At 53.0% G+C, this 24,729-nt stretch carries 21 protein-coding genes and 1 tRNA gene; 7 read left to right on the top strand and 15 right to left on the bottom strand.

All coding sequences use genetic code 11. The features are described 5' to 3' along the window. Position 1: 1 nt before the first annotated feature. From KW839_RS09770 to KW839_RS09745, 6 genes are all read left to right on the top strand, one after another. Entirely contained in the window at positions 2-751 is a 750-nt protein-coding gene (locus tag KW839_RS09770; protein WP_060544039.1) for an ABC transporter substrate-binding protein, read from the top strand. Between the two features lie 78 nt (positions 752-829). Next, positions 830-1,525 (top strand): ABC transporter permease, encoded by a 696-nt coding sequence (locus tag KW839_RS09765; RefSeq protein WP_060544038.1) that lies wholly within the window; start codon positions 830-832, stop codon positions 1,523-1,525. After that, on the top strand, positions 1,522-2,211 hold the full coding sequence (locus KW839_RS09760) for an ABC transporter permease (protein ID WP_218424202.1): 690 nt from the start codon (positions 1,522-1,524) through the stop codon (positions 2,209-2,211). Before KW839_RS09765 ends, KW839_RS09760 begins: the two co-directional genes overlap by 4 nt. Continuing rightward, positions 2,192-3,421, top strand: a complete 1,230-nt coding sequence (locus KW839_RS09755; RefSeq protein ID WP_218424201.1) for a methyltransferase — start codon at positions 2,192-2,194, stop codon at positions 3,419-3,421. The genes KW839_RS09760 and KW839_RS09755 overlap by 20 nt, the downstream gene beginning before the upstream one ends. A gap of 345 nt (positions 3,422-3,766) precedes the next feature. After that, on the top strand, positions 3,767-4,591 hold the full coding sequence (locus KW839_RS09750; protein WP_218424200.1) for an FkbM family methyltransferase: 825 nt from the start codon (positions 3,767-3,769) through the stop codon (positions 4,589-4,591). A 78-nt stretch (positions 4,592-4,669) separates the two neighbouring features. After that, positions 4,670-4,745: transfer RNA gene (locus tag KW839_RS09745), tRNA-Thr, on the top strand. A 290-nt stretch (positions 4,746-5,035) separates the two neighbouring features. Here KW839_RS09745 and KW839_RS09740 read toward each other — a convergent pair. From KW839_RS09740 to KW839_RS09730, 3 genes are all read right to left on the bottom strand, one after another. After that, positions 5,036-5,926 carry an ImmA/IrrE family metallo-endopeptidase gene (locus KW839_RS09740; protein ID WP_218424199.1) on the bottom strand — a complete coding sequence of 297 codons (891 nt, stop codon included), beginning with the start codon at positions 5,924-5,926 and terminating at the stop codon, positions 5,036-5,038. A gap of 424 nt (positions 5,927-6,350) precedes the next feature. After that, the gene (locus KW839_RS09735; RefSeq protein WP_218424198.1) at positions 6,351-6,719 is read right to left on the bottom strand and encodes a hypothetical protein; all 369 of its coding nucleotides are present in this window, start codon (positions 6,717-6,719) and stop codon (positions 6,351-6,353) included. A 7-nt stretch (positions 6,720-6,726) separates the two neighbouring features. Further along, positions 6,727-8,115: a hypothetical protein gene (locus tag KW839_RS09730; protein ID WP_218424197.1), complete on the bottom strand. Its 1,389-nt coding sequence runs from the start codon at positions 8,113-8,115 to the stop codon at positions 6,727-6,729. Positions 8,116-8,637: 522 nt separating this feature from the next. On the opposite strand from KW839_RS09730, the gene KW839_RS09725 reads away from it, so the two are divergent. Further along, positions 8,638-9,258, top strand: coding sequence for a tyrosine-type recombinase/integrase (locus KW839_RS09725; protein WP_218424196.1), 621 nt, complete (start codon positions 8,638-8,640; stop codon positions 9,256-9,258). Positions 9,259-9,376: 118 nt separating this feature from the next. Here KW839_RS09725 and KW839_RS27615 read toward each other — a convergent pair whose 3' ends face one another. The 12 genes from KW839_RS27615 to KW839_RS09675 form a co-directional block, all read right to left on the bottom strand. After that, on the bottom strand, positions 9,377-9,595 hold the full coding sequence (locus KW839_RS27615; RefSeq protein WP_256352596.1) for a hypothetical protein: 219 nt from the start codon (positions 9,593-9,595) through the stop codon (positions 9,377-9,379). 190 nt (positions 9,596-9,785) lie between these two features. Next, complete coding sequence (locus KW839_RS09720) at positions 9,786-10,208, bottom strand: VOC family protein (RefSeq protein ID WP_218424195.1); 423 nt, start codon at positions 10,206-10,208, stop codon at positions 9,786-9,788. Between the two features lie 244 nt (positions 10,209-10,452). Continuing rightward, on the bottom strand, positions 10,453-11,070 hold the full coding sequence (locus KW839_RS09715; RefSeq protein WP_218424194.1) for a recombinase family protein: 618 nt from the start codon (positions 11,068-11,070) through the stop codon (positions 10,453-10,455). Between the two features lie 115 nt (positions 11,071-11,185). Then, positions 11,186-11,404: a hypothetical protein gene (locus KW839_RS27610; protein ID WP_256352595.1), complete on the bottom strand. Its 219-nt coding sequence runs from the start codon at positions 11,402-11,404 to the stop codon at positions 11,186-11,188. Between the two features lie 662 nt (positions 11,405-12,066). Then, the gene (locus tag KW839_RS09710) at positions 12,067-12,855 is read right to left on the bottom strand and encodes an avidin/streptavidin family protein (protein ID WP_218424193.1); all 789 of its coding nucleotides are present in this window, start codon (positions 12,853-12,855) and stop codon (positions 12,067-12,069) included. Between the two features lie 159 nt (positions 12,856-13,014). Next, on the bottom strand, positions 13,015-14,376 hold the full coding sequence (locus tag KW839_RS09705) for an MFS transporter (RefSeq protein WP_218424192.1): 1,362 nt from the start codon (positions 14,374-14,376) through the stop codon (positions 13,015-13,017). 61 nt (positions 14,377-14,437) lie between these two features. Continuing rightward, entirely contained in the window at positions 14,438-15,259 is an 822-nt protein-coding gene (locus KW839_RS09700) for an aspartate/glutamate racemase family protein (protein WP_218424191.1), read from the bottom strand. A gap of 28 nt (positions 15,260-15,287) precedes the next feature. Then, complete coding sequence (locus KW839_RS09695; protein WP_218424190.1) at positions 15,288-16,184, bottom strand: hypothetical protein; 897 nt, start codon at positions 16,182-16,184, stop codon at positions 15,288-15,290. A gap of 56 nt (positions 16,185-16,240) precedes the next feature. Continuing rightward, positions 16,241-17,626, bottom strand: a complete 1,386-nt coding sequence (locus KW839_RS09690) for an aminopeptidase P family protein (RefSeq protein ID WP_218424189.1) — start codon at positions 17,624-17,626, stop codon at positions 16,241-16,243. A gap of 27 nt (positions 17,627-17,653) precedes the next feature. Beyond that, entirely contained in the window at positions 17,654-19,312 is a 1,659-nt protein-coding gene (locus KW839_RS09685) for a hydantoinase B/oxoprolinase family protein (protein ID WP_218424188.1), read from the bottom strand. Then, positions 19,312-21,411 carry a hydantoinase/oxoprolinase family protein gene (locus tag KW839_RS09680; RefSeq protein WP_218424187.1) on the bottom strand — a complete coding sequence of 700 codons (2,100 nt, stop codon included), beginning with the start codon at positions 21,409-21,411 and terminating at the stop codon, positions 19,312-19,314. The genes KW839_RS09685 and KW839_RS09680 overlap by 1 nt, the downstream gene beginning before the upstream one ends. Before the next feature lie 191 nt (positions 21,412-21,602). After that, positions 21,603-24,269 (bottom strand): LuxR C-terminal-related transcriptional regulator, encoded by a 2,667-nt coding sequence (locus tag KW839_RS09675; protein WP_218424186.1) that lies wholly within the window; start codon positions 24,267-24,269, stop codon positions 21,603-21,605. Positions 24,270-24,729 lie beyond the last annotated feature (460 nt).

Raw genomic sequence — 24,729 nt, 5'->3', positions numbered from 1 at the left:
CATGCAGAACTACAAAAAGGTCTTCCTGGCAGCCGCCGTCACCCTGGCTTTCAGTGCCGGCGCCATGGCTGAAACCCTGAAGATGGGTATCGAAGCGGCTTACCCGCCGTTCAACAACAAAGATGCCAGCGGCAACGTTGTCGGTTTCGACAAGGAAATCGGCGACGCCCTGTGCGCCAAGATGAAAGTCGAGTGCACCGTGGTGACCTCCGACTGGGACGGCATCATCCCGGCCCTGAACGCCAAGAAGTTCGACTTCCTGATCTCTTCGATGTCGATCACCGACGAGCGTAAGCAAGCGGTGGACTTCACCGAACCGTACTACTCCAACAAGCTGCAGTTCATCGCACCGAAAAACGTCGACTTCAAAACCGACAAGGCTGCGCTCAAAGGCAAAGTGATCGGCGCCCAGCGCGCGACGCTGGCCGGCACCTTCCTGGAAGACACCTATGGTGATGACATCACCATCAAGCTGTACGACACCCAGGAAAACGCCTACCTCGACCTGACTTCCGGTCGTCTGGACGGCATCCTTGCCGACAAGTACGTCAACTACGAGTGGCTGAAAAGCGAAGCCGGCCGTTCCTACGAGTTCAAGGGCGACCCGGTGGAAGAGAGCGACAAGATCGGTATCGCTGTGCGTAAAGGCGACCCGATCCGCAACAAGCTCAACGATGCGCTGAAAGAAATCGTCGCTGACGGCACCTACAAGAAGATCAACGACAAGTACTTCCCGTTCAGCATCTATTGATTCTGACCTGCCTGACCGGCGCCGCTCCAATGCGTCGCCGGTTCTCGGCATTGCCTGCCGCGATTTGAAAAGAAATCCATGATTATCGACCTCTACGGATTCGGCCCGGCGCTCGCCGCTGGCGCGCTGATGACTGTGAAACTGGCACTCTCGGCCCTGTGCCTGGGGCTGGTGCTCGGTCTGCTCGGCGCCTTGGCCAAGACTTCACCGTACAAGCCGCTGCAATGGCTTGGCGGTACTTATTCGACCCTGGTTCGCGGTATCCCGGAATTGCTCTGGGTGCTGTTGATCTACTTCGGTACGGTCAACCTGATGCGGGCCCTGGGTGAGTTCTTCGGCAACCCCGACCTGGAACTCAACGCCTTCGCCGCCGGCGTGATTGCGCTGGGCCTGTGCTTCGGCGCCTACGCCACGGAAGTGTTCCGCGGCGCTATCCTCGCCATTCCCAAGGGCCATCGTGAGGCCGGCGTGGCCTTGGGCCTGTCGAAATGGCGGATCTTCACCAAGCTGATCATGCCGCAAATGTGGCGCATCGCCCTGCCGGGCCTGGGCAACCTGTTCATGATCCTGATGAAAGACACCGCACTGGTGTCGGTGATCGGCCTGGAAGAAATCATGCGTCACGCACAAATCGGCGTGACCGTGTCCAAGCAGCCGTTCACCTTCTACATGGTGGCCGCCTTCATGTACCTGGGTCTGACGATCCTGGCCATGACCGGCATGCACTTCCTGGAAAAACGCGCCGCTCGCGGCTTCGCGAGGAGCACCCAATGAACTGGGAAGTCATCATCAAGTGGCTGCCGAAACTGGCCCAGGGCGCGACCCTGACCCTGGAACTGGTCGCCATCGCCGTGATCGCCGGTTTGCTGCTGGCGATACCGCTGGGCATCGCCCGCTCGTCGCGCCTGTGGTGGGTGCGGGCATTCCCCTACGGCTATATCTTCTTTTTCCGTGGCACGCCGTTGCTGGTTCAACTGTTCCTGGTCTACTACGGCCTGGCGCAGTTCGACGCGGTCCGTAACAGTTCAATGTGGCCGTACCTGCGCGATCCGTTCTGGTGTGCCACGGCGACCATGACTCTGCACACCGCCGCCTACATCGCCGAAATCCTGCGTGGCGCCATTCAGGCGATTCCACCGGGCGAGATCGAAGCAGCACGGGCACTGGGCATGTCCAGAACCAAGGCGTTGATCTACATCATCCTGCCCCGCGCTGCGCGGATCGGCTTGCCCGCGTACAGCAACGAAGTGATCCTGATGCTCAAGGCCAGTGCCCTGGCCAGCACCGTGACCCTGCTGGAATTGACTGGCATGGCCCGCACCATCATTGCCCGGACCTACCTGCCGGTGGAGATCTTCTTCGCCTCGGGCATGTTCTACCTGGTGATGGCTTACGTGCTGGTGCGCGGCTTCAAGCTGCTGGAGCGCTGGTTGCGCGTCGATGCCTGCCAAGGACGTTGATTGCCGGGTGTTGACGGGCGAGGACTTGCTCGCCCGCTTCACCGCGCTGGATGCTTTTCTCACAGAGCATCAGGCGCTGTGGAAGCCGCGACCGTTCACCCACCTGCAGCTTCCCTGGGAAACCTCCTACCCCGAGCTATCCGTTTGGCTTCGCAAGCGGACGCTGGAAGACGCAGAGGCCAGTCATAACCAACCTTGTATGCTCGACGCGCCGGAGCCCTTTGCGACCCTGGCGACGATGTCGCGGACGCTGAGTGCAGTAGATCAATTACCGCCACATGAGCTTCCAGCAGCGGGCCATCGGCTGAATGTCGATGTACCCGGGCGCAAGTGGCAACAGATCGAAGCCTTCGCCAGTCGGCTGGCATTCGATACTCCACCCGCGCATTGGCTGGACTGGTGCTCCGGCAAGGGTCACCTGGGTCGACGCCTGCTGCAACCAGGGCAACAACTGACCTGCCTGGAATACGACCCCGCCCTGGTGACCAGCGGCCAGGCGCTCAGCCAACGACATCAGCTTAGGGCGCTGCATATCGAACAGGATGTGCTCGCAGCAGATACAACGGCATTATTAAGCGCGGCCTACACTCCCGTCGCCCTGCACGCCTGCGGCGACCTGCATGTGCGGCTGATCCAGCTGGCCAGCGCGGCAGGCTGCAAACAACTGGCCATTGCGCCTTGCTGCTATAACCGTATCAGCCAGCCCAAATATTCAGCGATCTCTTACGCCGCCAAGGATTCCGACCTGCAATTGTCGCTCGATGACCTGGCGCTACCCATGAGCGAAACGGTCACCGCCGGCGCTCGGGTCCGACGCCAACGCGATACCTCCATGGCCCGGCGCCTGGGTTTCGATTTGCTGCAACGCCAACTGCGCGGCGTGGATGAGTACCTGCAAACCCCCTCCCTGCCCAGCGCCTGGCTGGACAGGTCCTTCGCCGATTACTGCCATCATTTGGCCGCACTCAAAGAATTATCCACAACAGGTCCGCAGAACTGGCCTGAACTCGAGGCCGCCGGTTGGCGGCGGCTGGCCGAAGTGCGCAATCTGGAACTGCTGCGCGGGCTTTTCCGACGCCCGTTGGAGCTTTGGCTGGTGCTCGATCGGGCATTGTTCCTTAGCGAGCAGGGCTTTGCCGTTCGTCTGGGCACCTTCTGCGAAACCCCGCTTACACCGCGCAACTTCCTGCTCCTGGCTGAACGCCCTTAAAACGCGCTCAGCCTGTGGATAACTCTGTTGATTAAATAATCGCGGATCCAATAAATTCGGCTGTTTGTTGGCGGAATCGTTACTGTTCATTTTTTGTTCACGCACCAAAAAAACCCAAAAAACAGGTATTTGCGAACAAACGAGAACGGATTCACAAAAATCGGAAATGAACGGGAGCGGCGTCAGGCCGGATGTGCATAAGCATTCTATGCAAAGGACATAAGCGCCTAATCCCGGACCCCAAGAGGGGGAAATTGCGCCACTTCGCGACTCTTGTTATACACACACCCAAGGACGCCGACAGTGCGGCCACGAACAAGAAAACCAATTCGACAGGACGCGACAGTGACGTTCATTTCTTACGCACAGAATTTCGAAGACATACGCCTGTGGCGCGCCCTCAAAAACGTCGAAAACGGCTTCTATATCGATGTCGGGGCAAACGACCCCAGCCATGACTCAGTCACCAGGGCCTTCTACGACAATAGCTGGACAGGCATCAACGTCGAACCGATGCCCAACTACTACGACGCCCTGTGCCTGCAACGCCCCAAAGACACCAACCTGCAATGCGTGGCCGGGGAAAGCGCCGACAACCTGACCTTCTACACCATTGCCGGAACCGGCCTGTCGACCCTCGAGCCGGCCATGGCCAAATTGCACAAAGACGCCGGCATGGACGTGCGCAGCCAAACGGTCACCTCCCGCACCCTGACCTCCATTTGCGAAGAACACGCCCGGGGCCGCGCCATCCACTTCCTGAAAATCGATGTCGAAGGCCATGAGGAAACCGTCCTGCGTGGCATGGACTTCAGCCAATGGCGACCATGGGTCATCCTCATCGAGACCCCGTGGGAACGCAATCAAACTTGGGAAAACCTCGTCACCGACGCCGGCTATCACTCCATCCTGTTCGACGGCATCAATACCTACTACCTCGCCGAAGAACACTTGAACCTCAAGCCTGCCTTCGACATCCCGCCGTGCAACCTGGACGAATTCCAGTTCTGCCAAGGCCACAAGTTCAGCCACCCCGTCGGCGACGCCGAACACCAACTCGCCACCGCCCTGCAACGCGCCGAACAGGCCGAAGCACAGCTGCGCGCGATGCAAAAAAGTCGAACCTGGCAAGCCATTCAGAAACTCAAGAAAACCCTGCTGCGCGCCTGACCTGAAGCCCGGACAAAAATAGTCAGAATTCAGGGGTTTACAGAAGCTATGCAATCGCTATAATCGTCGCCCTGACACGCCGGTATAGCTCAGATGGTAGAGCAACTGACTTGTAATCAGTAGGTCCCGGGTTCGATTCCTGGTGCCGGCACCATATAGATCAACAACTTAGGCTCACCGAAAGGTGGGCCTTTTTTGTTTCTGTGTTTTCATACCCGATTTGGTCACAGCTTTGGTCAAAGCTTCTCAGTTGGTTGGAGCTGGTGGCTCTCTTTTTGACCGGCACCTCGCTGCACTGTCGAGTACTGCCCTACGCGACGGGCAGCGATCGGCCACGGGGCGGCAAGCACACATGCCTGGCGTTCGCGGCACTTCGGCCCATGAGCTGCTTGAGCAGGTCAGGGCCCGGAGGAATTTGATGGATGAGGGCCAGTAGATTCGCGCCTAAGCCTTGGGCATCTCGTAGCGCGTATGGGCGGTTAAGCCCAGAAGGGTTTCCATCTGACCGACTGCCCTGACGATCTGGTAGATGTCCACATCATCGACGCACGTGTGTTTGTCAACATAGTCGGCCAGGTAGCTTTGCGATCTGCATGTAATTCCATTGCGGCTGCATGCCAGATAGGCAAATGACTCGGCTTCCAGTTCCGCTTGAGCGTGGGTCAGCCGCGGACGCTGGGGAATATTGAGCCGCTGGTCAGCACCTAGATGCCCAAGGAAAAGATGACCGAGTTCATGCGCCAAGGTGCTGAACTGCACATTGGGGGTGTGGTTGCGGTTAATCCGCATCAGGTACTCGCTGGGCACCTTAGTTGTTTTGTCGTTCTTGTCCGTTGGGGCAGGCGGCTTTCGTATCTGCTCGATGGACCCGGCACTGCAGTCACCAGCATCGAAGTAATGGTGCTTGATGCCCTTGCGCTCCATCAGGGTAAGGAAACGCATCATGCGTTCCTCGGTGATATCACCGCTCGCCTGGAAGAAGTTGACGTCTGCAGGAAGTGGGTCACCTTCGGTGTCCAGTACGTCATAAACCAGAGCCACAGGCCCGAAAGGCCACAGTATGAGCAAGGGACGGGCATCCCGTCTCGGACGACGATTGAAGCGTTCTCGCCAGTCGTATGCCGATGCGGCGTAGCTCAGTCCCGGCTTCTGGATCTGCAGCAGCATTGCGTTGAATGGCGCGAAGTTCCTGAGCTTCACGATGAAGTCCAGGAGCTTCTTGTAGTCGGAGCTACCGTGATAGAGACGCGAGTCCACTAGCAGCTGATCCAGCAGTGAACGGGCAGCCTCGGGCTCGAAGAGGTCTTGTTGGAACATCATGGTTTGCCACTGCATCTTTGAGTGAGTTCTTGTGAAGCCTAGCTACTAGGTTGGGGCTTCGCTCAAGGAAGCCAGCGCCCGAAGCTTGTTTATCATTGCCTCGACGACGGCGCCATGGGCGGCGATGGCATCGAGAGTTTGCCACTGACCAGTCAATTGCATTCGTTTCGACCTACCGTTTGCACTCGACTTGACCAGCTGTTGTGATGACCGGCAGAGAACGGCCAAAAGTGGACTGTCGCGGCGTATGAAAAACCAGAGCGCCTCACCATAGCCATGCGGCTGAAAAACAAGAAGGCCAATGATCAGAGAGAACGCTTAGCCATGCGGAGCGCAAAAATGCGCCTGATCCTAGGCAGTCCCTCTGGAGCAATACAGCGGCCCGAGAAGCTTACCCAAAGTGAGACGCGATCACGAAAAAAGTATAAATCAATATATTTTAATTCTTCATCAATCTTAAGTAGCTGTCTTTTTTCACAATAACTTCCAGACTTCCCTTGTAATCTACAATTTCACCATAGGCACAAACTTTCGCGCCTTCAAGTCCCGCGAGGCTGCCAAACTTTTTTTCAAAACCTGCTGTATCGGAATTCCAAATAATCACGGCCAGCGGCTGGTTTGGATAGGGCTTGTCAAAGTTAATAACTGTGCGATTATTTAGTTTTTTGACCTCGGTTGCTTGCCCGCAGACTAAAAGTGTTTCGCCAACATGAAAAGGTGCCTTACTGGCCTCTATCGTATTGGCAGCCATAGCAAATTTAGTGAACAATAAACTGATGAGCAGGGCGAACAACCATGACTTATACATTATTTACCTACTTGGTTATTAACTGCGCACTGTCGCGTAGGGTGATTTGGGGCTTGCCCTTGTAGTTGCTGATTTCTCCTTCAATACAGACTGTTCTATTTACTTTCTGATTAACACCAGAGAAATTTTTTGCGTTCTCATTCCAAATTACAGCGGTAACTGTACTATTCGGATAAGCTTTATCGAAATTCAAATAAGTGACTTTATCGGTTTCTCGAATCTGTACAACTCTTCCGCAGAGCGTTGTTTTCTCACCGACATGCCTATTCGCTTCTGTTGTGCTTAAATAATCGTTGACCGAAACGTTAGATTCACCTAAAGACGTATTGATACTTGATGCTGGCGGAGTGAGATAGCGGGTCGAAATTGCAAGCTCAGGTTGGCTATTCGAATGCATGAAAAAGCCAATCGTGACACTTGTAATCAGCACGGATACAAAAATAATCAGCGGTGTTTTTCTAGATTCAGAGAGTTTAGACTTATTGCTATCATCCAATATAGCTAGCAACTGCTTGGTGATCTGAGTTAGTTCTTTTTGACTAAAGGTTCGCTCTGCTTCTGCAGATGACATACCCAAGCTTGCCCCAGCAGCAACGCTGGAAATTTGGTCTTTTGCAGCTTGCGCAGCCTGTGAATCCGCTTTCTGAAGTTGCTCAGGTTGATTGATTTCCATGTTGGGATTTTTTTCTGCAAGGCTACCAATCTCTCTTTTAGCCTCCTCGTAATCCTGGATAGAATCATCGCGAAAAGATTTATAGTGACCAGTTTCTTGCTCTTGACTGCTTAGATTTTTTTGTATCTGTGCGCTGCTGGCTAATAATCTTTTGTATTCCGTTTGGAGTTGCGCCATTTTTTGCTGATCTTTTTGCAACTCGGCAATCTTCAGGTTCTTCAGTGCGATCTCAGCTTCAAGACAATTTTTATCATTCGCTATGCGCAGCTTAGCTTCCACAGCGCTAGAGTGGTCATATTCTTGCTTAAGTAATTCGCTGCGAATTTCTTGAATTACAAATTTTGGTTTATTCAGCCAGGTTTGATTTGAATAGCGTAGCAGCATGCACCCTAGAGCGCGCAATAATGCATTCTGTCGAGAAAGAAGGTCATTCCAGGCAATATGGTTATCAACTTGATCTTGTTGCATTTTCCACAACCCGTCAATTTCAATAGCTAATCGAATTCCTTTCTGCTCATTAAGTATCATGAAGTCAATGCGTCTATTGCCATTTTTTTGGTCTTTAAATGGGAACTGAGCCGTTACATAGCTGGGATCTATCTCAGGGATTCCTGTCAGTATATCCTGAACAAATCGCACCTCAAAGTTTGCAACGTGCTTCATCAAGTGTTTGTTGTCTTCTATCCATTGCTTCCATTGGTTTTCACGTTGGCTATTATTCATTCTTCTTGAAGGACTAACCCTACCCCACTGTAAGTTAATGTGCCGCGTACACTTCAATCAAGTTTCGGCGGAGCCCCACCCGCATGGCCACTTTCCATCGAATGAAGAAAGGGAGCGAGATACGACCGGTCATACCTAATGGTTCGTGTTGGACCAGTATCATTCCCCACAGACCTCGTGTTTAGCGTAGCTTGCCGTGCAAATTTTGAGGAGGAGTTTATAGGTAGGGAGGCTGCCGACCTTTCATTTAGCGACAGCGCTTTATCACTTCATGACAACCCATAACCTTTGATCGGGTTTTTCCCAGAACGTTGACCGTCGCTTCTACGTTCTTTGGTGGCGAACGCTGCTCGCCATTTCGCACTCGGAAACATAATTACTTGCGGGCTGCGTTCTTGGCACGCTGAACGACTGCAATGGGTCGATTTATGCCTTTGCTGACAGGCAGTTGTGGGTCTGATAGCCACCACCAGCCGTTGTGACTGATCCACCCTTGTCTTCCCTCAACGTGGAGGACAAGCCATGAACACTGTTGCTAGATACCGCCATCAGCCTTGGAACAAGGGAAAGCTTGTCGGTCAGAAAGCCCCGCTCCGAGTCAGAGATATCTGGGCTATCCGAGTAAGACTTCAGCTTGCTGAGAAGACGCGTGATTTGGCGCTCTTCAACTTGGCCATCGATAGCAAGCTGCGTGCCTGTGACTTAACCAAATTGCGGGTCCGAGACATTGCCCATGGGGAGCATGTGTCGTCACGGGCCATCGTGATGCAGCAGAAAACTCAACACCCAGTGCAATTTGAAATCACTGAACAGACCCGAACGGTTCTGGAAGCGTGGATGCGCCAGGCGCGTCTTCGCAGTGAGGATTTCTTGTTCCCGAGCCGGTTGCACGCTTCAGAGCATTTATCCACCAGGCAATACGCTCGAATAGTCAAAGCGTGGGTGACAACCATTGGCCTTGACCCAACCATGTATGGTACTCACACGCTACGGAGAACCAAGGCTTCGTTGATTTATCGCAGGACGAAGAACCTTAGAGCGGTCCAACTCCTGCTTGGTCATACGAAGCTTGAAAGCACTGTCAGGTACTTGGGAATCGAAGTCGATGATGCCTTGGAAATAGCGGAGCAGACGGAGGTGTGACCATTCACTGCGACGGTCGTGCCAGACCGTCGCTATCCGTCCCTTTACCAGTCAATTGTGTCTAAAAAGTCGGGGAGCCATTCAAATCAGAGGGCAGTCCTGGACCTCACTGAGTGATCTAAGACTGACGTATCCTCATAATGGAATCTGTGATGGCTTGAGCATTTGTGTCCAGCGTTTCCATTGCCGATATCGCATTAGCGGCGACACTGCCGACCCCATTTCCTGACAGCCACTTGGTTATTTCTTCTATCGCTGCACTTAGGGCGTGCTGGTTGTGGAGGAGCAATGTCAGAGCGTCCGCTGTGGCGATTTTGCAATTTGAGTTATCGGGCATGACGGTCGTCCTTGAGTAATGATGCCGGAAGCCTAGCTCATCTCATCTCGCCGTTGCCTTTCCCAGATCTACCCAGCTATTTGGACTCGATCTGACGATCCTTTGGACCGAATTTGACCTGTACGTCCCTAGTATGACCGGCAGAGGTCGACCCTAAACGGACGGTCGCCCTGGTCTGTGTTCAGATTCATCAAACCGGCCGCTCACCCAACCGCTCTACCAACCTCACAAGATAACCATCGGGATCCTGGACGATGAATTCGCGCTGGCCTACTTCTACATTGCTAGCCCGATACCAGGTGTCTTTGCATTCTCGATAGAGTTGAAATCCAGCCTGGCCAAGTTTTTGGATGATTGGTACTACGGCCATAACGTCAATCTGCAGGTTTATTCCTCTTCCAAACGGCTTGGTAAGGGGCGCAGTCAGCCATTGGCCTGCGTCCGGATCAACCTGCTCAAGCATTACTTGAGCACCGTTCAAGTCGAGGTAAGCGAATCCATCCTCTGGGCGTTGATAAGCTACTTCGAACCCTAGGCAAGACACCCAAAAAGCCAGACTGCTATTCAGGTCAGTGACCATTAACTCTGGAACCATTTTGTTACGTTCAAACATGAGATGACTTCCATTTCTATAGGCTCATTCGCCAGGGGCGGGCAGTGTAAATACCTGATTCGCGATAACAGTGTTCTGCTCTTCTGGCGCTGGTGCCACAGGAGATGTTGGCGAGCATCATGATGCACGGTCGGGTGAGTATTATCGAGTCGCGTTGAATGGCGGCTCCTGGCCGATTTCTGCCTGTTACGAGGGGCGAGAAGCTGACAGTGGCAACAGGCAGAAATCGACTGTGGATTCGCTTTCAGGCGCTGGCCAAGTCCCTGATCCTGAGGACTGTGGTGGTTGAGCAGTTGGCGTGCCTGGCTGTTGCGCGGATGCCAAGGCCTGCACCGAGCAGTTCCGTAACGCGCTTGTGCAGATCTTCATCAATCGGCCGGCCCTGATACTTACCGGCAGCTTTCGCCTTTTCGATACCCTGGGCCTGACGCTCGCGGCGTTGCTCGTAATCCTTGCGCGCAATGGCGGCCATCATTTCCACTAGCATCGAGTTGATAGCGCCCAGCATCCGCCCGGTGAACTCGTCGCCCTTCGTGTCCTGCATTCCCTGGTGACTGGTCGGCAGATCGAGCGCGACGATGCGCAGGCCCTTGGAATCAATCGTGGCCTTGAGCTTCTGCCAGTCCTCCACCGGCAAGCGGGAAAGGCGGTCTATCGACTCCACCAGCAGCACGTCACCCTTGCGCGCATCTTTGAGCAGACGCAGCAACTCGGGCCGGTCTGCGGAGGCGCCGCTAGCATTCTCCAAATACACGCTCGCGATGACCTTGTTATGTTCGCTGGCGAACTGGTCAAGCGAGGCTTGGGCGCGGCTGGCGTCTTGTTCTTCAGTGGATGCTCGGAGATATGCGCGGATGAACATGATGTGCCTTCCGTATCAGTTAGGGTGTTCTACTAATACTGTTGCACTATGAGTGTCACTTATCAAGCGGAAAGGACAAATAAATTTGAATGTGCGCGTAGCAGCTAAGGCATACCTATAACTGGCGAAGTCGCGTGATGGCGCCTGTGATGTCTTGAGCATTCCGGTCCAGCGTTTCCATGGCCGCAATTGCGTTACCGGCAACGCTCCCCACTCCATTCTCAGAAAGCCACTTGGTCACCTCCTCAATGGCCGCACATATGGCGTGCTGGTTGTGTAGGAGCAGTGTGAGTGCGTCTGCTGTGGCTATGTTGGCTTCAGAGTAATCTGACATGGGTATCGTCCTTGAGTAACTGGCGCGGGAAGACTAGCTGAACTCGCCGCTGGCTACAGTCACTTCTCCAGATCCGCTGACGCCAAGGCAATTACACTGACTTGACCACCCATTTGCATTCGACCTAACCAGCCATCTGCGCCGGATTTGATCCGCCCGGCCCTTAGCAAACATGACCTGCACGACCCATTGCTGCCCTTCATGACAGGTAGAGATTGGCCGCTTTTTGCCTGTCGCGAAGGGCGGAAACGGCCCAGGCTGGGTGAAAACGTTTTCGAGCGTGTTTTCCAGTCAAAACCGTAACGAAAATTGTGTTCCTACGCAGATTTCAGGCCTGCTTTTCTAACCAAATGCCTATAGATTTTACGTAGCAATGCAGACTTCAAAACGGTGAATGCGTTTTCACACAGCCTGGACCCAAAGCTGACGGTGGCGACGGGTAGAAATCGGCCCATAGCAGGTGTTTGGAGCATGAGTGTGTAGTGGCACAGCCACTACCAACAGCGTGTCTGATGCAATTTTCTAAAAAAACTGCTTGACCATTTAGAAGAGTGGATCGCGGCCGGAATCAACGTTTGCCACCTCGTGCATAACGATCAACTGGTGCTGAGTGCTGTGGCAATGAGCGTTTTTACACACTCTGGATCAGAAGCGATCAGTACTCAAAAAGAGAGTGAATGCCGAAAACTCATAGAGGAAATACGGGTTTGCGCGTAGCTGTTTTTCGACGCCGTGGCGAGGCTGTTCATGCTCACCAATTGTAGTCTACGGGTCGTAAGGTTCAGAGTGCCGGATAACGAAAACACTTCTGTCACAGAGGGTTTGGCCACACAAATTGCAATGGACTGCAAACTCAGGGCGTCACTCCACGCATTAATATCGGTAAATCCGACAATCTCAAAACTGCCATCCGAAGAATTCATACTACCAGTAACATAGCCAATTTTATTTTCAATGTCAGTCTTTACACTTAAGTTCAATATTGAGCCTCCAACTGAAATCCATTTACCGTTCAAAGGGTCGACAATTGGCATGTACTTTTCGGTATCAACCTTGCGAGCAGAATGGTCCGGCGCTAGAGCCCTACGATAGGTCAATTTGTCAATATAGTTGCCAGTCGTGCTTAAATCTGGAAAATCAGTGGAGGCTATCATCATGTGAGAGAGAACCAATACTTCCTCACCATCAAAAATGCTGATCTGTCCGCTCAAGCCTGAAGTCCAATTCCAACTAGGATCGGACGGGCCACCAACAACAGAATGCCATTCGATTGCTAGTGCAATCGGCTGACCCACGTCCACTGTTGCATCTCTTCCTACTTGATAGCCTGAAACTCTGTATTCCCCAGTTGACCCCGTAGAAGATTTATATGTCCCTGTAATAGTGTTCCCGACAGTGGTAAGAATCATGGTCGAACCGTATTCGTTCCTCCACACCCCCGCAATAGACATGACTGGCTCCATCATTTGAGTACTTGTGTGATGTTTACTTAAAATTAAACGCGAACCTGCAGAATTGGCAATATCACAACTTGAGAAGAGTCAGATCGACTACAACCAAAGTCCTGGTGGATTTTCCACCCACCAGGACTCATCGGATGCTTGTTGCCTTTAATGCAGTGGCTTGCCTTCGGTTTCAGGGATAAATGCCACTAGAAATAATGTCGCCACCATAAACATATTTATGATAGTTGTTGTCACATTGAACGAAGAACCATACGCCACCAACATTCCGATCAGCGTTGGTGCAATCACGTTAGCAATGCGTTGCGCCAAAGCGGCCCAACTGTACCCCAAGGTACGCAGGGACGTCGGGTAGAGCTCACAGACCCAGGTACCCCATACTCCCCAAGCGCCAAGACTAAAAAATGCCAACGCAAAATTACTTAGGTAAAGCATTTCCATGGATTGGCTATTGGCAAAACCGTAACCTGCCACGACCGCAGCGCCAATAAAGCCGATAAGAACTTTTTTGCGCCCCAGACGACCGGTCAAGTAAGACGCAACCATGTAACCCGGTATCATGCAAATTGCCGACCATGCTATAAAACTATAGCTCTGTGGCAAGCTCAGGCCACGCTGCTGGAGCAACGTAGGAAGCCAGGTTTGCAGCCCCCAATAGCCCCATGAAAAAGTAAAGTTTACGGCGATCTGTAGATAGCTGATTCTCCGCATGTCACGGGAGAATAGCTCGCGATGTTTACCCTGGTGCGTCTGATCCACCACAAGCTCGCACTCACGAGGCAGCTGCACCGCCCCTCGGCTTAATTTTGCCAGGACTTTGCGCGCTTCTTCCTGTCGTCCCACCGATGCTAGCCAATAGGGCGACTCCTGCACCCAAAGGGCAATGACAATGGCCCATAATCCCCCAAACGAGCTCAATGCAATGACTGTGCGCCAACCGTAGGGCATAAGGGATGCAGAAACTCCCAATGCTAGCAACATACCGATTGGCCAACCGGACGCCAAATAAACTGTGCAGGGCCCGCGATAACGCACTGGCAGCAGCTCTTCAAAATGGGCAAATGTGACGATCATCATCCCCACTGCCGCCATACCTGAAAGAAAGCGCAACACGTAGAAAACTGGATAATTTGGGGCAAACGCACTAGCTAGCGAAAAGAGACCATACCCAAGCAAGCTATATGCGATTGCACGTTTTCTGCCATAGCGATCAGAAATCTTACCCCAGCCCAAAGCCCCTACAAGCATGCCGATGAACATTGCCCCTATGAGGTTTCCCTGAGACACGGCATCAAGTTGAAAATCCTGACTGATCAAAGGCGCGGTGTAGACGATAATCATCATCTCCCAGGCCTCAATGGCGAACACAAAAAAAAGTGCCAGGCAGCTTTTAAGATGCTCACGAGTCAAGGGGAAGTTTTCGAAGACCTCCCCTACTTGCATCCAGTATTTGGATTTCCCGGAAGGTTCTGTGGGGCGGTCGACTACCGCAGTCGGTGAATGGCTCATAGAAGATAATCCTGATTAAAGGCGCTGCCGTGAATCGTTGGCATGTGCGCAAACAAGTGATTTAAGCCTTTACGCAATTACCGATTGGTGCCGGCCCTTGAAACAAACCGAATGCTTTGATTTCGGCCTCCGGTGGGGGCTCACAGCTACCTACACGACTAGGTGACCAGCCAAACCGGCGTTTCATGCCTGCCGCTGCCTCAGCAACTTTGAACGCAGCCACCACGGGATCAATGACAGGTACACCAATCTCTGCCTGCACTTGTTCGAAAAAACCGAATTCAATGGTGCAACCCAGGATTATTGCTTCCGCACCGTCCTCTTCGACTGCACGACGCGCCTGCTCAATAATGCGACTACGGGTCAGTGCATGATCACGCTGGAACTCATCTACTCCCATGTTGAGCGAGCGCATCGAGGCTAGTCGATCACCCGCCCCGCAGGCTTTCACCCGAGACCCCATTTGTTCCATCCACTTATTCCGTCCTACGATAATCGAGAATCGGTTGGCCAGATTTGCGACAACTTGCAAGCTCGCTTGGCACGGCCCAACAACAATCATCTCTCCTGAAATTTCCCGTGCATCCTCCAACGCCGGATCGTAGAAACATCCCAGTACCAATCCGTCTAAGCCTCGTTGAGCACAGTCTCTGGCTACGCGCACGCTGCGTTCATAAATCATTGCTTCGTAACAGCGATACTCTAAATGCGACGGGCTGGGCTGCATGTCGAATGACACAACCTCAACTTGAGTTGAAGGCAGTTTTATCGAACGCAATAACTGCGCAATAGGTTCGTCAAAGGCTGGGCTTCCAATTGGGTTTAACCAGCACAATGAAACAGGAACATCTTGCGGCTCGGTGGCAAAAGTACTCTGAGACATATAAAAACTTCCTTCGCAAAGGCAGAAATTAGAAGCTCTTCACAAGAGCCATAGTGAACGAGTTAGAGTATGGAATGTTGTCGGTGTGGTAATAGTCGAAGTTCAAATTGGCCGAAATATAAACTCCCTGCTTGGCGAAGCCTGTGTACGTCATAGACGGCCCGATTTTACCCTCGCGCGACTCCTCAAAATCTGTCGATGATCTGTTATTCAAGTTGTAGACGTGATGCACGCCAAGCCAGAGATCATTTGTAACCAGGTAACCGGCGGCAATATCAGCAAACCAATAGCTGACACCTCCACGCAGACGTTCAGAGGTACCATTTCCAAAATCAGTTTCGTTGCGATTGCGTGCGGCGTAATAGACCCCTACCGGGGTAAATGTCGCAGCGAACTTACCATACTGCACATAGTTGTTAATGCTAAAGTTGACAGCATAGCGGTTGGAGCCGGCGCCAAAACCAACGGCATCGTCATTACCATTAGGGAACTCAACCATCAGCGTCGGACTTGTCCAGAAGGTAAAATAATCTGGCGATGCATAAGTGGCAGTGGATTTCGGCTCTATGACATTGTAGTAGTACTCAAGACCAATGTTCGGTGAGGCGAAACCCCACTCATTAGAGTCTTTAGCACCATTGGTATCGGCGTAACCTGCAATCGCGCCCCCCCAAACTTCTATCTGGTCGCGCGTAGTACCGGTAAACCCCGTTTCCGAGAAATAGGCCAGTACGGTGTTCGCGCCAGCACGATCGTCGCCCTGTGAAGTTCGATTGTAAACCGGGAAGGACTCCAACGCGAAAGAACCTGGAACGCCTGGCTGTCCGAAACCGATAAACTGATCTGCTTGCACAGTCGCACTGATACTCAAACTCAGGCCGAGCAATACCGGCCCTCCAAAACGCGAAGGTTTATATGACTTCATGATGTATATCTCTTAGTTATTGTTGTTTTATACAGTTTTGTTGAGCTTGAGACAGATCAGGACATAGCCTCTTCAACCTCATATAACTGCTTTGGAATGTTTGGCCCGAGAATGCTTGCCGATTTATCTCCGAGTAAAATAACGTCTTCCACCCGCATACCACCAAATCTCTCGTAGTCCAAAAAGCGTTCGTATTGGATGAAATCTGTATGACGCCCCTCTGCTTGCCAGCGCCGAATCAGGTCAGGGATAAAATAAATCCCGGGCTCGACGGTCATCACCATGCCCGATTTAAGGCTCTTGCCCAGTCGCAAATTGCCTAGTCCAAACTGTTGGCTACGCGAAACCTTTTCATCGTATCCAACTAAGTCTTCGCCCAAGGACTCCATGTCATGCACATCCAAACCAAGTTGATGACCTAGTCCGTGTGGGAAACAAAGCGCGTACGCACCGCTTTCAACAACGTCTGCAGGATTGCCGTGGAAGAAACCCAATTCGGTCATACCTTCCACCAGTTGCAGGGATGCCTCACGGTGTACGTCGATATAGCAAATGCCTGGATAGAGGCTCTCGATAGCGCTCTCTTGAACCCTAACCAGCAATTTATAAAGTTCAGCTTGGTGAGGTAGAAAACGTCCACCTACGGGCAATGTACGGGTCACATCACTGGCATAGCCCATTGAACTCGAAGCACCAGCGTCGTTCACTACCAAATCACCCAATTCAAGGCGTGAGTCGTGCTTCAAATTGTGCAAGATCTCGCCTCGACGGCTAAATATCGGCTGATAAGCCTCTTGCAGCCCTTCTCGCCCCAGCACCTCGCGCATTCGGGCAACTACTTCCCGCTCCAATACACCAGGACGGGTCGTAGCCATTGCCACCCGATGCATCTGATCGGCGACCCGCATAGCACGGGTGATTTGCTCAATCTCGCAGGGCTCCTTGATTTCTCGCAAGGCAACCACTGCTCGAATTAATTTGTCAGACGCTTTTGACGCGAGCAACTTAGGGGCAATGGAAGTTAAGCGCGATAGCAAAAGAGCAGTTTCGCCACGATATGGCGGTAGAAAATGGACCTTACGGCCATGTTTCCATGCTACTTCCAGACAGCGAGGCGCCAACACTGATGGACGCAGAGAAACACCCGACCCAGCTTCGCATAATTCAGACAACGACAAGTCGTTGCCCAGCCATATAGCATCATCCAAGCTGATATCATCGGCAAAGATCGATGCCGTTCCACTATCAAGGTCGATGATGCCAACTAACGATGGCCGATCAATTCCGAAAAAATAGCTGAACGTTGCATCTTGTCGAAATGGATAGGTGTTATGCGCAAAGTTAATTGGCGAATCTTCGTTGCCAGGGAGCAACACGATGCCCGAGCCTAGGTGTTCGCGTAAGGCCTGCCGGCGGCGTTGGTACGTAATCGCTTCGAACATGCTGTTGCCTCCACTATCGCGCGATTGTCAGACCCGGATGCCGTAAACCGATTCGGCAGTGGCGGCATCCAAATAGCCATTTTTCACGTCGTCTAGCACGGCAGCGGGATCACGCTCGGCCGGATTACCATACCCGCCACCAGCCCCGGTACGGATGCGCACCAAGTCTCCTGCATTCAGGACGATACTGCTGGCCATGGCGTAGCGTTCATGCTCACCGGTGGTGCGTATGACCGTGACATAGTTTGGCGTACCATCAGAGCCACCGCTCATACCCCACGGTGGGATAGTCGAACGGGTGTAACCGCAAGTCAGGAAGCTTGCATCGCTGCGAACCCGATAGTCGATGCACAGGCCGCGCCCACCGCGATACTTACCATGGCCGCCGGGCTCATCGTTCAATTCCACCCGTTCCACGTACAAGCCGTAGCGAGCTTCACAAACCTCGACGGGGCAGTTGTAGGTCTCACCATGAAGCCCTGAGTACATTGCGTTGTTACCATCACGGCCTTTCTCGCCACCCCAGCCTCCGATCTCAGGCTCTACTAGGGTAAAAACGCGCCCGGTGTCTGGGTGCAGACCTCCAATGATGGTGGCGCAGACTGAAGCAAAATTCCCTGCAGGCACTCGCTCAGGAAAGTGGCTGGCCAGGCAACGCAATATCAAGTCATGAACGCGAATCAGGTTTTCGAAATAGAAACCTTCGGCGGCAGGCACCTGTGCATCGAACAGGGTGCCCGGGGTCGTAAGTACTTGGAGCGGTCGGAAGGTTCCACCGTTGGTAACGCCTTGTGGCGCCGTCACAGATTTGAACGCCATCTGTGCTGCAACTACAGCGCCGTCGCGGCTTAGGTTGGTTGGCCCCTGGCATTGGGCCGGGTTATCGCGCAAGTCGATGATCATCTGGGTTTTGCTGATGTGTACCGACACCTTGAAGACTTGCCCGTCGTCTTGTGGCTCCTCAATGTCAAATTGACCACAGGGAGAATCCTGCAACGCTTTGAGTGATACTTTTTCCCCTAAATCCATGAAGTCTTCCATGGCAGCAAGAAAAAGATCCGCACCGTACTTTTCGGTCAGTTCACGGATGCGCGTGGCACCGCTACGTACTGCCGAAATCCCAGCCCACATGTCGCCTTCCATAAAGTCAGGCATACGTGTATTGGCACGTAGAATCTGCAATACCGAGCGTATCGGCTGACCTCGAGAAATTAGTTTGACCGACGCCAGACGCAGGCCTTCCTGAAAAATCTCGGTAGCATCAGTCGACAATGATCCCGGCACCATCCCGCCAACGTCGTTCCAATGTGCAATGTTGGCAGTCCAGGCCACTAACCGCCCTTCGGCGAATACAGGCATTGCCAACACCACGTCGTTAAGGTGTGTCACGCCACCGCTGTGTGGGTCATTGGTGATAAACACATCACCCTCTTCAATCTCTCCAGGAAGTGGGTGATGTACCAATATTTGCTTTACAGCCTTGTCCAAAACACCGACAAAAGCGGGGATTCCTGCCCCTGAGCTGGCAATCTCACCTTGGGCGTCGGTGATACCCGTGCCCATGTCCAGTACTTCATAAATCACTGGGCTCATTGCCGCCTTGCGCATCGCTTCAAACATTTCGTCGGCGATTGCCTGAAGGGAGTTCTGCACAATTTCCAGTGTGAAAATATCAATTCTGTTCATCACTGCGCTCCGCCAGTCGACAGTTGGGTGATATGAAGGTTACCTAGACGGTCCACCTGCACCACATTGCTTGGATGCACGACTACTGTCGTCCCGGAGTCCTCGATGATGGCCGGACCTTTAAACGTCATATGGGGCTCGAGCTGCGCGTAGTCGTAGATGGCCGCTTCGTGAATACCTTCCAAGGCATAGTCGACTAGACGATGGCCCTTTAAGGCCCCTTCCAACGTGGCACCGGTCACTGGCAGATCTTCAAGATCAAGTTTGCCGATCTGGGCGACCGCCATCAGATGAAAGCCAACTATTTCCAGAGGGGCATCAAGACGATATGTATATTTCTGCTCATACATTTCGTGGAAGCGCGTCGCAATCTGTGCCCAATGCTCAGCGATTCGCTCGTTGAGTTGTAATGGCACTTCAACCGAGTGTTCCTGATTCTGGTAACGCAGCTTGCAGTAAACGGTCAGTTCTACCTTTTCCGGATCTATGTCCTCAGCAGTAAACTGATCGCGAGCGGAGGCTACTAGATCGTCGAGGAACCCTTGTGCCTCCTGAACAGCCCCCTCGCGATAGGTTTCGATAAAACGATTGACGAACAAGTCGCGGCGCAAGTCCGACATCGTCATGCCCCATGCGGAAAATACCGAGGCACCGCGCGGGATGATGACTTTTTTCACCCCCAGTTCCTGCCCCAGCGCTACAGCGTGCATTGCACCCCCACCACCAAAGGCGATAAGTGTGAAGTCCCGCGGATCATGGCCTCGGCTCAGAGAAACCAGTTTCAGTGCGTTAACCATGTTGTCATTGGCAATTCGCACAATGCCGCGAGCAATTTCTTCGCTCGGCAAATCCATACGCACGCTCAGTTCGCCCAGCGTACGTTCTACAGCAGCCATATCGGCGTTCATTGCCCCGCCGCAGAAGTAATCCTTGTTGATTCTGCCAAGAGCCAGGTTTGCGTCAGTTGTGGTTACGTGATTACCGCCATTGCCGTAAGCAGCCGGGCCTGGAAGAGCGCCTGCTGACTGCGGGCCGACATGCAGCTTGTCAAACTCATCGACCCAGGCAATGGAGCCACCACCGTTGCCAATTTCCACTAGGTCCACTACCGGAACCATGATCGGGTAACCCGCACTGACCTGATCTCGTTCGATCCAGTAGTCTGTCTTGATAGACACTTGGCCGTTCTGAATTAGCGAACATTTAGCTGTGGTACCGCCGATGTCTAACCCTAAAAGATTCGGTTCGTCGATCAGCCTTCCCAGCTCAGCCGCAGCCCAAAAACCACTGGCTGGTCCCGACTCCACCATCGTGATAGGTATCTCTCTGGCGTGAGCAACGCTATCGACACCACAATTCGACTGCATTACATATAAGGGGGCTTTGTAGCCACCGACGCGCAAAGCCGTTTCCAGATTGGAAAGATAACGAGCTGCGATAGGCTGAACATAGGCCGATAACACACTAGTACTGGTGCGCTCGTACTCACGCCATTCGCGAGTGATCTGATGCGAGGCCACCACCGATACCTCCGGCCACAGCCGGCGAACCTCGGCCAGAACGGCTAGCTCGTGAACAGGGTTGGCGTAAGAGTTTAATAGGCAAATTGCTATTGCCTCGATGCCCTCGCTGCGGAAATCGTCGATGATTTGCTCAACGCCGGTCAGATTAAGAGACTCGCGCTCCTGCCCATCCATGTGAATCCGCCCCCCCACTTCTCGACGCAAATGCCGTGGAACAAAGGGAGTCGGTTTAACCCATTGCAGATTGAAATAATCTGGACGATTGGCTCGGGCGATTTCAAGAATGTCGCGAAAGCCTGTCGTAGTAATGAGTCCGGTACGGACGCCCCGACGCTCGGTCAGAGCATTGATGACTACTGTCGTGCCGTGGGCGAGGAAGTCGACATCTTCAAGGCGCACCTCGGCCTTGCGCAGCACATTGAGAATGCCTTGCTCGAAATTCGGCGGCGTGGTGTCGGACTTCGCAGTTCGAATGGTTTGTTTTCCGGTGACCGGATCGGACTCGAAGTAGACCAGGTCAGTGAAGGTACCACCGATGTCGGTAGCTACCCGTACGGTCTTGCCGTTGATATCCACAGCACGTTTCCTCGCAAGATTATTTTTATTCGCAACGAGACATCGCTTCATTGGCCGTGTCACGGTCCGGCGATGCGATGGTTGCTGGCAAGGAAAGTTATATTGCCCACGCAGGGGGGCTTCAATGAGTTCGAAGGGTAGTTTCGGGGCGGGCTACATAGGCAACTACCCGGATGGGTAGAAGGGTGGTTTTACTGGCGAGGATCCAGTAGACCATCGCGTAACGCTGCGCTGATGGCGGCAGAGCGACTCTCTACCGAGAGCTTGCGAAAGATCTGCTTGAGGTGGAATTTCACAGTATTTTCAGAGACACCTAATGCCATGGCGATGGCTTTGTTCGATTGGCCGTCAGCCAAAAGTTCTAGTACTTGCAGCTCCTTGCCACTGAATTGCGCCCGTGCGCGCACTGGATGAGCTCGCCAACCACGCAAGCGTGTCATAACCATTGCCATACCCGCAAAAGGCTCTGGAATTTGTTCTAATACCGGCAGTAATCCGGGACCGATCTCAAGAAGTAGACCAGTCAAATCATTTTGCAGGATTGGCCCCAAAGCGTGCTTTACATCCTCTGTGCTGAACTCGCCTTGGGATTTATGCCCTGCGAGTACTTCCATCAGACGGATACGCCAAACAGGCAAAAGCAACCCCATGTTCATCAAAGCTTCAGCGTCTTGCTTCAAGCGTGCGCATGCTGACGCCGATGCGCCAACTGCCAATTGCAGTCTAGCGAATGCCAACCCAGCAGCTTCGCGGCAACGCCAGTCTTGTGTATCCGACTGGCTATCCAGCCCAATCGCCAGCGCTTGTTGACGAGCTTGGGTCACTTGGCCGCACTGGGCGAGTAGGTCCACCCGCCAAAGAACAACCAACCGGGAGAGTCTGAATAGGCGCCGTTCCTTCGCAAGCTGTTCAACTTTTTCCAATAACGACAGCGCTGGCTGCAAGCCGTGGGTACGCATGAGGGTGCGCCACGAAACCTCGGCAGTAGCAGCAAAAACGTCGAGCCAACCGTCAATATGTTCCAACGAATCCCAGCCCTCCTGTATCCATGGCTGAGCTTCAACCCATGAACCCTGCCAATACAAATGCTGAGCCTTAAAGCATCCGACGACGGCTTTCAATGAGCTCTCACTGCCGAAATTTTCCTCTGCCATGACCAGTGCTTCATCGACAACCGCTCGTGAATTGACGATTTTTCCGCCTAAGGCCAAGGCTTGCGCCTCGTGAATCAGACAAAAATTTTCACCAAGGTGACTTGTCACAAGCCGCATCCGAACTCGCGCCTTGCGTGAGAAGTCGAGTGCATCATTCAGACGTCCTTGGGCCAGCGCGGCGAGAGCACTTACACATTGCAACGTAGCCATTCCCAATACTTCATGAGCGTGACCTGGTCCTTGATCAATAATCTGAGTTATCTCTCCATTTATGTTTTCAAATTGATCAAAATACGCCTGTGACAGTGCTCGAATAACCGTGAAGTCCCGTTCCAAGCGTGGATCACCGCAAACTGCCACCTGCGCAAGACTCAGCAATTGCGCAGACAATTCAAAGTCGCCCAATTTGGCGTGAAGGTAGGCCTCAACTAACAACAGATCAGGTTCACTACGCCGAGTCGGGCCGTCAAATTGCTTGAGCAGACTTTGGGTATAACGAATACCTTTGCGCAGGACTAATTCCCATCCGCCAGCATCAACAATCAGTTTGACGGCAAGTGGGATGTCTTGAGCACTCATGGCGTGAGAGACGGCTAGCACCCAGTCGGTTCGTTCGGCCAGCCAAAGTGCTGCTGCGCGGTGAATGCGCGCGGCCAGATCGGCCTCTAGGCGCGGTCTTAGAAACTCTGTTAACAAAGCGTGGTAGCGGAACCAGCGTCGTTGGGCATCCAGAGGGATTAGCAGGGCCTCTACATGCACGAGTTGAGCGAGTAATGCCGCACTGTCGCTACGACCGCGAACGGTGTTGGCCAGATCGGCATTAAAACGCTCCAACGGTGACGTCTCGATGAGAAACTCACGGCACTCTTCGGATAATTCTTTAAAAATCTGCTCGGCTAGGTATTCCGCTACGTCGCCCACGCTTCCTGAAAAGGATTGCAGCCCATACAACGAGCCTGACCCTCCCACTAGCCAGAGTTTGGCTAATTGCACCGCCACCGCCCAGCCCTCGGTTTTTTCATGCACACGTGCCATATCCGCCAATTGGACGCCCCCCCCACCTAACAGGTTTTGGGATTCGTCCAATGACAGCACTAACTCCCCCGTAGAGATTTCATGAACTAGCCCCCGGGTCTTCAGCTTTGCAAGTGACCAGTCCGGTCGGCTGCGGCTGGCGATCACCAAGTGTAACCACTGGCTGCCTCGTTCTAGGAGGGTTTGCAAAATCTCGTCAACCGGCCCTCCGGCTACCAGATGATAGTCATCGATTATCAGGACCGAACATCGTCCATCACCTGCTAGCTCTTGTAGCAAAGAGGTAATGGTTTTTTGCGGGTATATGTCTAGCGTCTGATTTGCCGCGAGCGTGCTCAGGCTCTTCAGTTCAAGCCCGGCTGTTTCCAAGGCCATTATCAAATAGGCCAGAAATCGGTTAGCTTCGCCATCAGCCTCATCCAGTGACAACCAAGCTACGGTAGGTGCGCTTGGTTGCCTTAGCAGCGATTCGCGCCATTGCATCAGCAAAGTAGTCTTGCCAAAACCTGGCGGGGATATCAGCAGCGTCAATGGCACATGGGCATGCGCACGCAGGGCCTCTAGTAGAGCCGTACGAGGAACAGACTCGAGTAATGTCTGCGGCGGAGCTAATTTACCCACCCACATCCATGCATTTGAAGAGCTCAGCTGAAACGGCAAGTGATTCATAAGCTGGTCGCACTAGGGACAATACGTCTGTCCAATTCTTATACCAGCAAAGCAAGTGCTTGTCTTTTTAGAGAAAAAGTCGCGCCTCACTCCCAGGGCAAAATAAAAATACGCCCAGAGATCGAAGCCTGAAACAGGGTTATAAGCAATGCCTACGAACGGGGTGCAGGGACGGCTAATGACAGAAGAGTAGTCGAGAGGTTTCCCCGAGCCAAACTCGGCAAGAGGCCTAGGGGCAAGGACGGAAAGCGCGGGAGATCACTGAACGTGTCCAGCACAAACGACAAGGGCGCCTATCTGCATGCCGGGCAGTATGGATGGACTGGAATTGGCTCAAGTGATCTGGTCGCGTTGGCCTTTATTGCCAGTCATCCTCACATCAAGCAATAGATCCGTGCCTGATGAAATGATGCCTCCTCACTCTTTTTTCCCGCGAAAGCCGTGGACGCTGGGTAACGCA

It is taken from the genome of Pseudomonas sp. PDM31 (genome assembly GCF_019218965.1).
Lineage (GTDB): Bacteria > Pseudomonadota > Gammaproteobacteria > Pseudomonadales > Pseudomonadaceae > Aquipseudomonas.
This window is presented reverse-complemented; position numbering and strand designations above follow the sequence as displayed.

What these genes read in the sequence shown, in the direction of transcription:
- KW839_RS09770 (WP_060544039.1), top strand. Translation starts at nt 2, where the DNA reads ATGCAGAACTACAAAAAGGTCTTCCTGGCAGCCGCCGTCACCCTGGCT.
- KW839_RS09765 (WP_060544038.1), top strand. Translation starts at nt 830, where the DNA reads ATGATTATCGACCTCTACGGATTCGGCCCGGCGCTCGCCGCTGGCGCG.
- KW839_RS09760 (WP_218424202.1), top strand. Translation starts at nt 1,522, where the DNA reads ATGAACTGGGAAGTCATCATCAAGTGGCTGCCGAAACTGGCCCAGGGC.
- KW839_RS09755 (WP_218424201.1), top strand. Translation starts at nt 2,192, where the DNA reads ATGCCTGCCAAGGACGTTGATTGCCGGGTGTTGACGGGCGAGGACTTG.
- KW839_RS09740 (WP_218424199.1), bottom strand. Translation starts at nt 5,926, where the DNA reads ATGCAGTGGCAAACCATGATGTTCCAACAAGACCTCTTCGAGCCCGAG.
- KW839_RS09735 (WP_218424198.1), bottom strand. Translation starts at nt 6,719, where the DNA reads ATGTATAAGTCATGGTTGTTCGCCCTGCTCATCAGTTTATTGTTCACT.
- KW839_RS09730 (WP_218424197.1), bottom strand. Translation starts at nt 8,115, where the DNA reads ATGAATAATAGCCAACGTGAAAACCAATGGAAGCAATGGATAGAAGAC.
- KW839_RS09725 (WP_218424196.1), top strand. Translation starts at nt 8,638, where the DNA reads ATGAACACTGTTGCTAGATACCGCCATCAGCCTTGGAACAAGGGAAAG.
- KW839_RS27615 (WP_256352596.1), bottom strand. Translation starts at nt 9,595, where the DNA reads ATGCCCGATAACTCAAATTGCAAAATCGCCACAGCGGACGCTCTGACA.
- KW839_RS09720 (WP_218424195.1), bottom strand. Translation starts at nt 10,208, where the DNA reads ATGTTTGAACGTAACAAAATGGTTCCAGAGTTAATGGTCACTGACCTG.
- KW839_RS09715 (WP_218424194.1), bottom strand. Translation starts at nt 11,070, where the DNA reads ATGTTCATCCGCGCATATCTCCGAGCATCCACTGAAGAACAAGACGCC.
- KW839_RS27610 (WP_256352595.1), bottom strand. Translation starts at nt 11,404, where the DNA reads ATGTCAGATTACTCTGAAGCCAACATAGCCACAGCAGACGCACTCACA.
- KW839_RS09710 (WP_218424193.1), bottom strand. Translation starts at nt 12,855, where the DNA reads ATGTCTATTGCGGGGGTGTGGAGGAACGAATACGGTTCGACCATGATT.
- KW839_RS09705 (WP_218424192.1), bottom strand. Translation starts at nt 14,376, where the DNA reads ATGAGCCATTCACCGACTGCGGTAGTCGACCGCCCCACAGAACCTTCC.
- KW839_RS09700 (WP_218424191.1), bottom strand. Translation starts at nt 15,259, where the DNA reads ATGTCTCAGAGTACTTTTGCCACCGAGCCGCAAGATGTTCCTGTTTCA.
- KW839_RS09695 (WP_218424190.1), bottom strand. Translation starts at nt 16,184, where the DNA reads ATGAAGTCATATAAACCTTCGCGTTTTGGAGGGCCGGTATTGCTCGGC.
- KW839_RS09690 (WP_218424189.1), bottom strand. Translation starts at nt 17,626, where the DNA reads ATGTTCGAAGCGATTACGTACCAACGCCGCCGGCAGGCCTTACGCGAA.
- KW839_RS09685 (WP_218424188.1), bottom strand. Translation starts at nt 19,312, where the DNA reads ATGAACAGAATTGATATTTTCACACTGGAAATTGTGCAGAACTCCCTT.
- KW839_RS09675 (WP_218424186.1), bottom strand. Translation starts at nt 24,269, where the DNA reads ATGAATCACTTGCCGTTTCAGCTGAGCTCTTCAAATGCATGGATGTGG.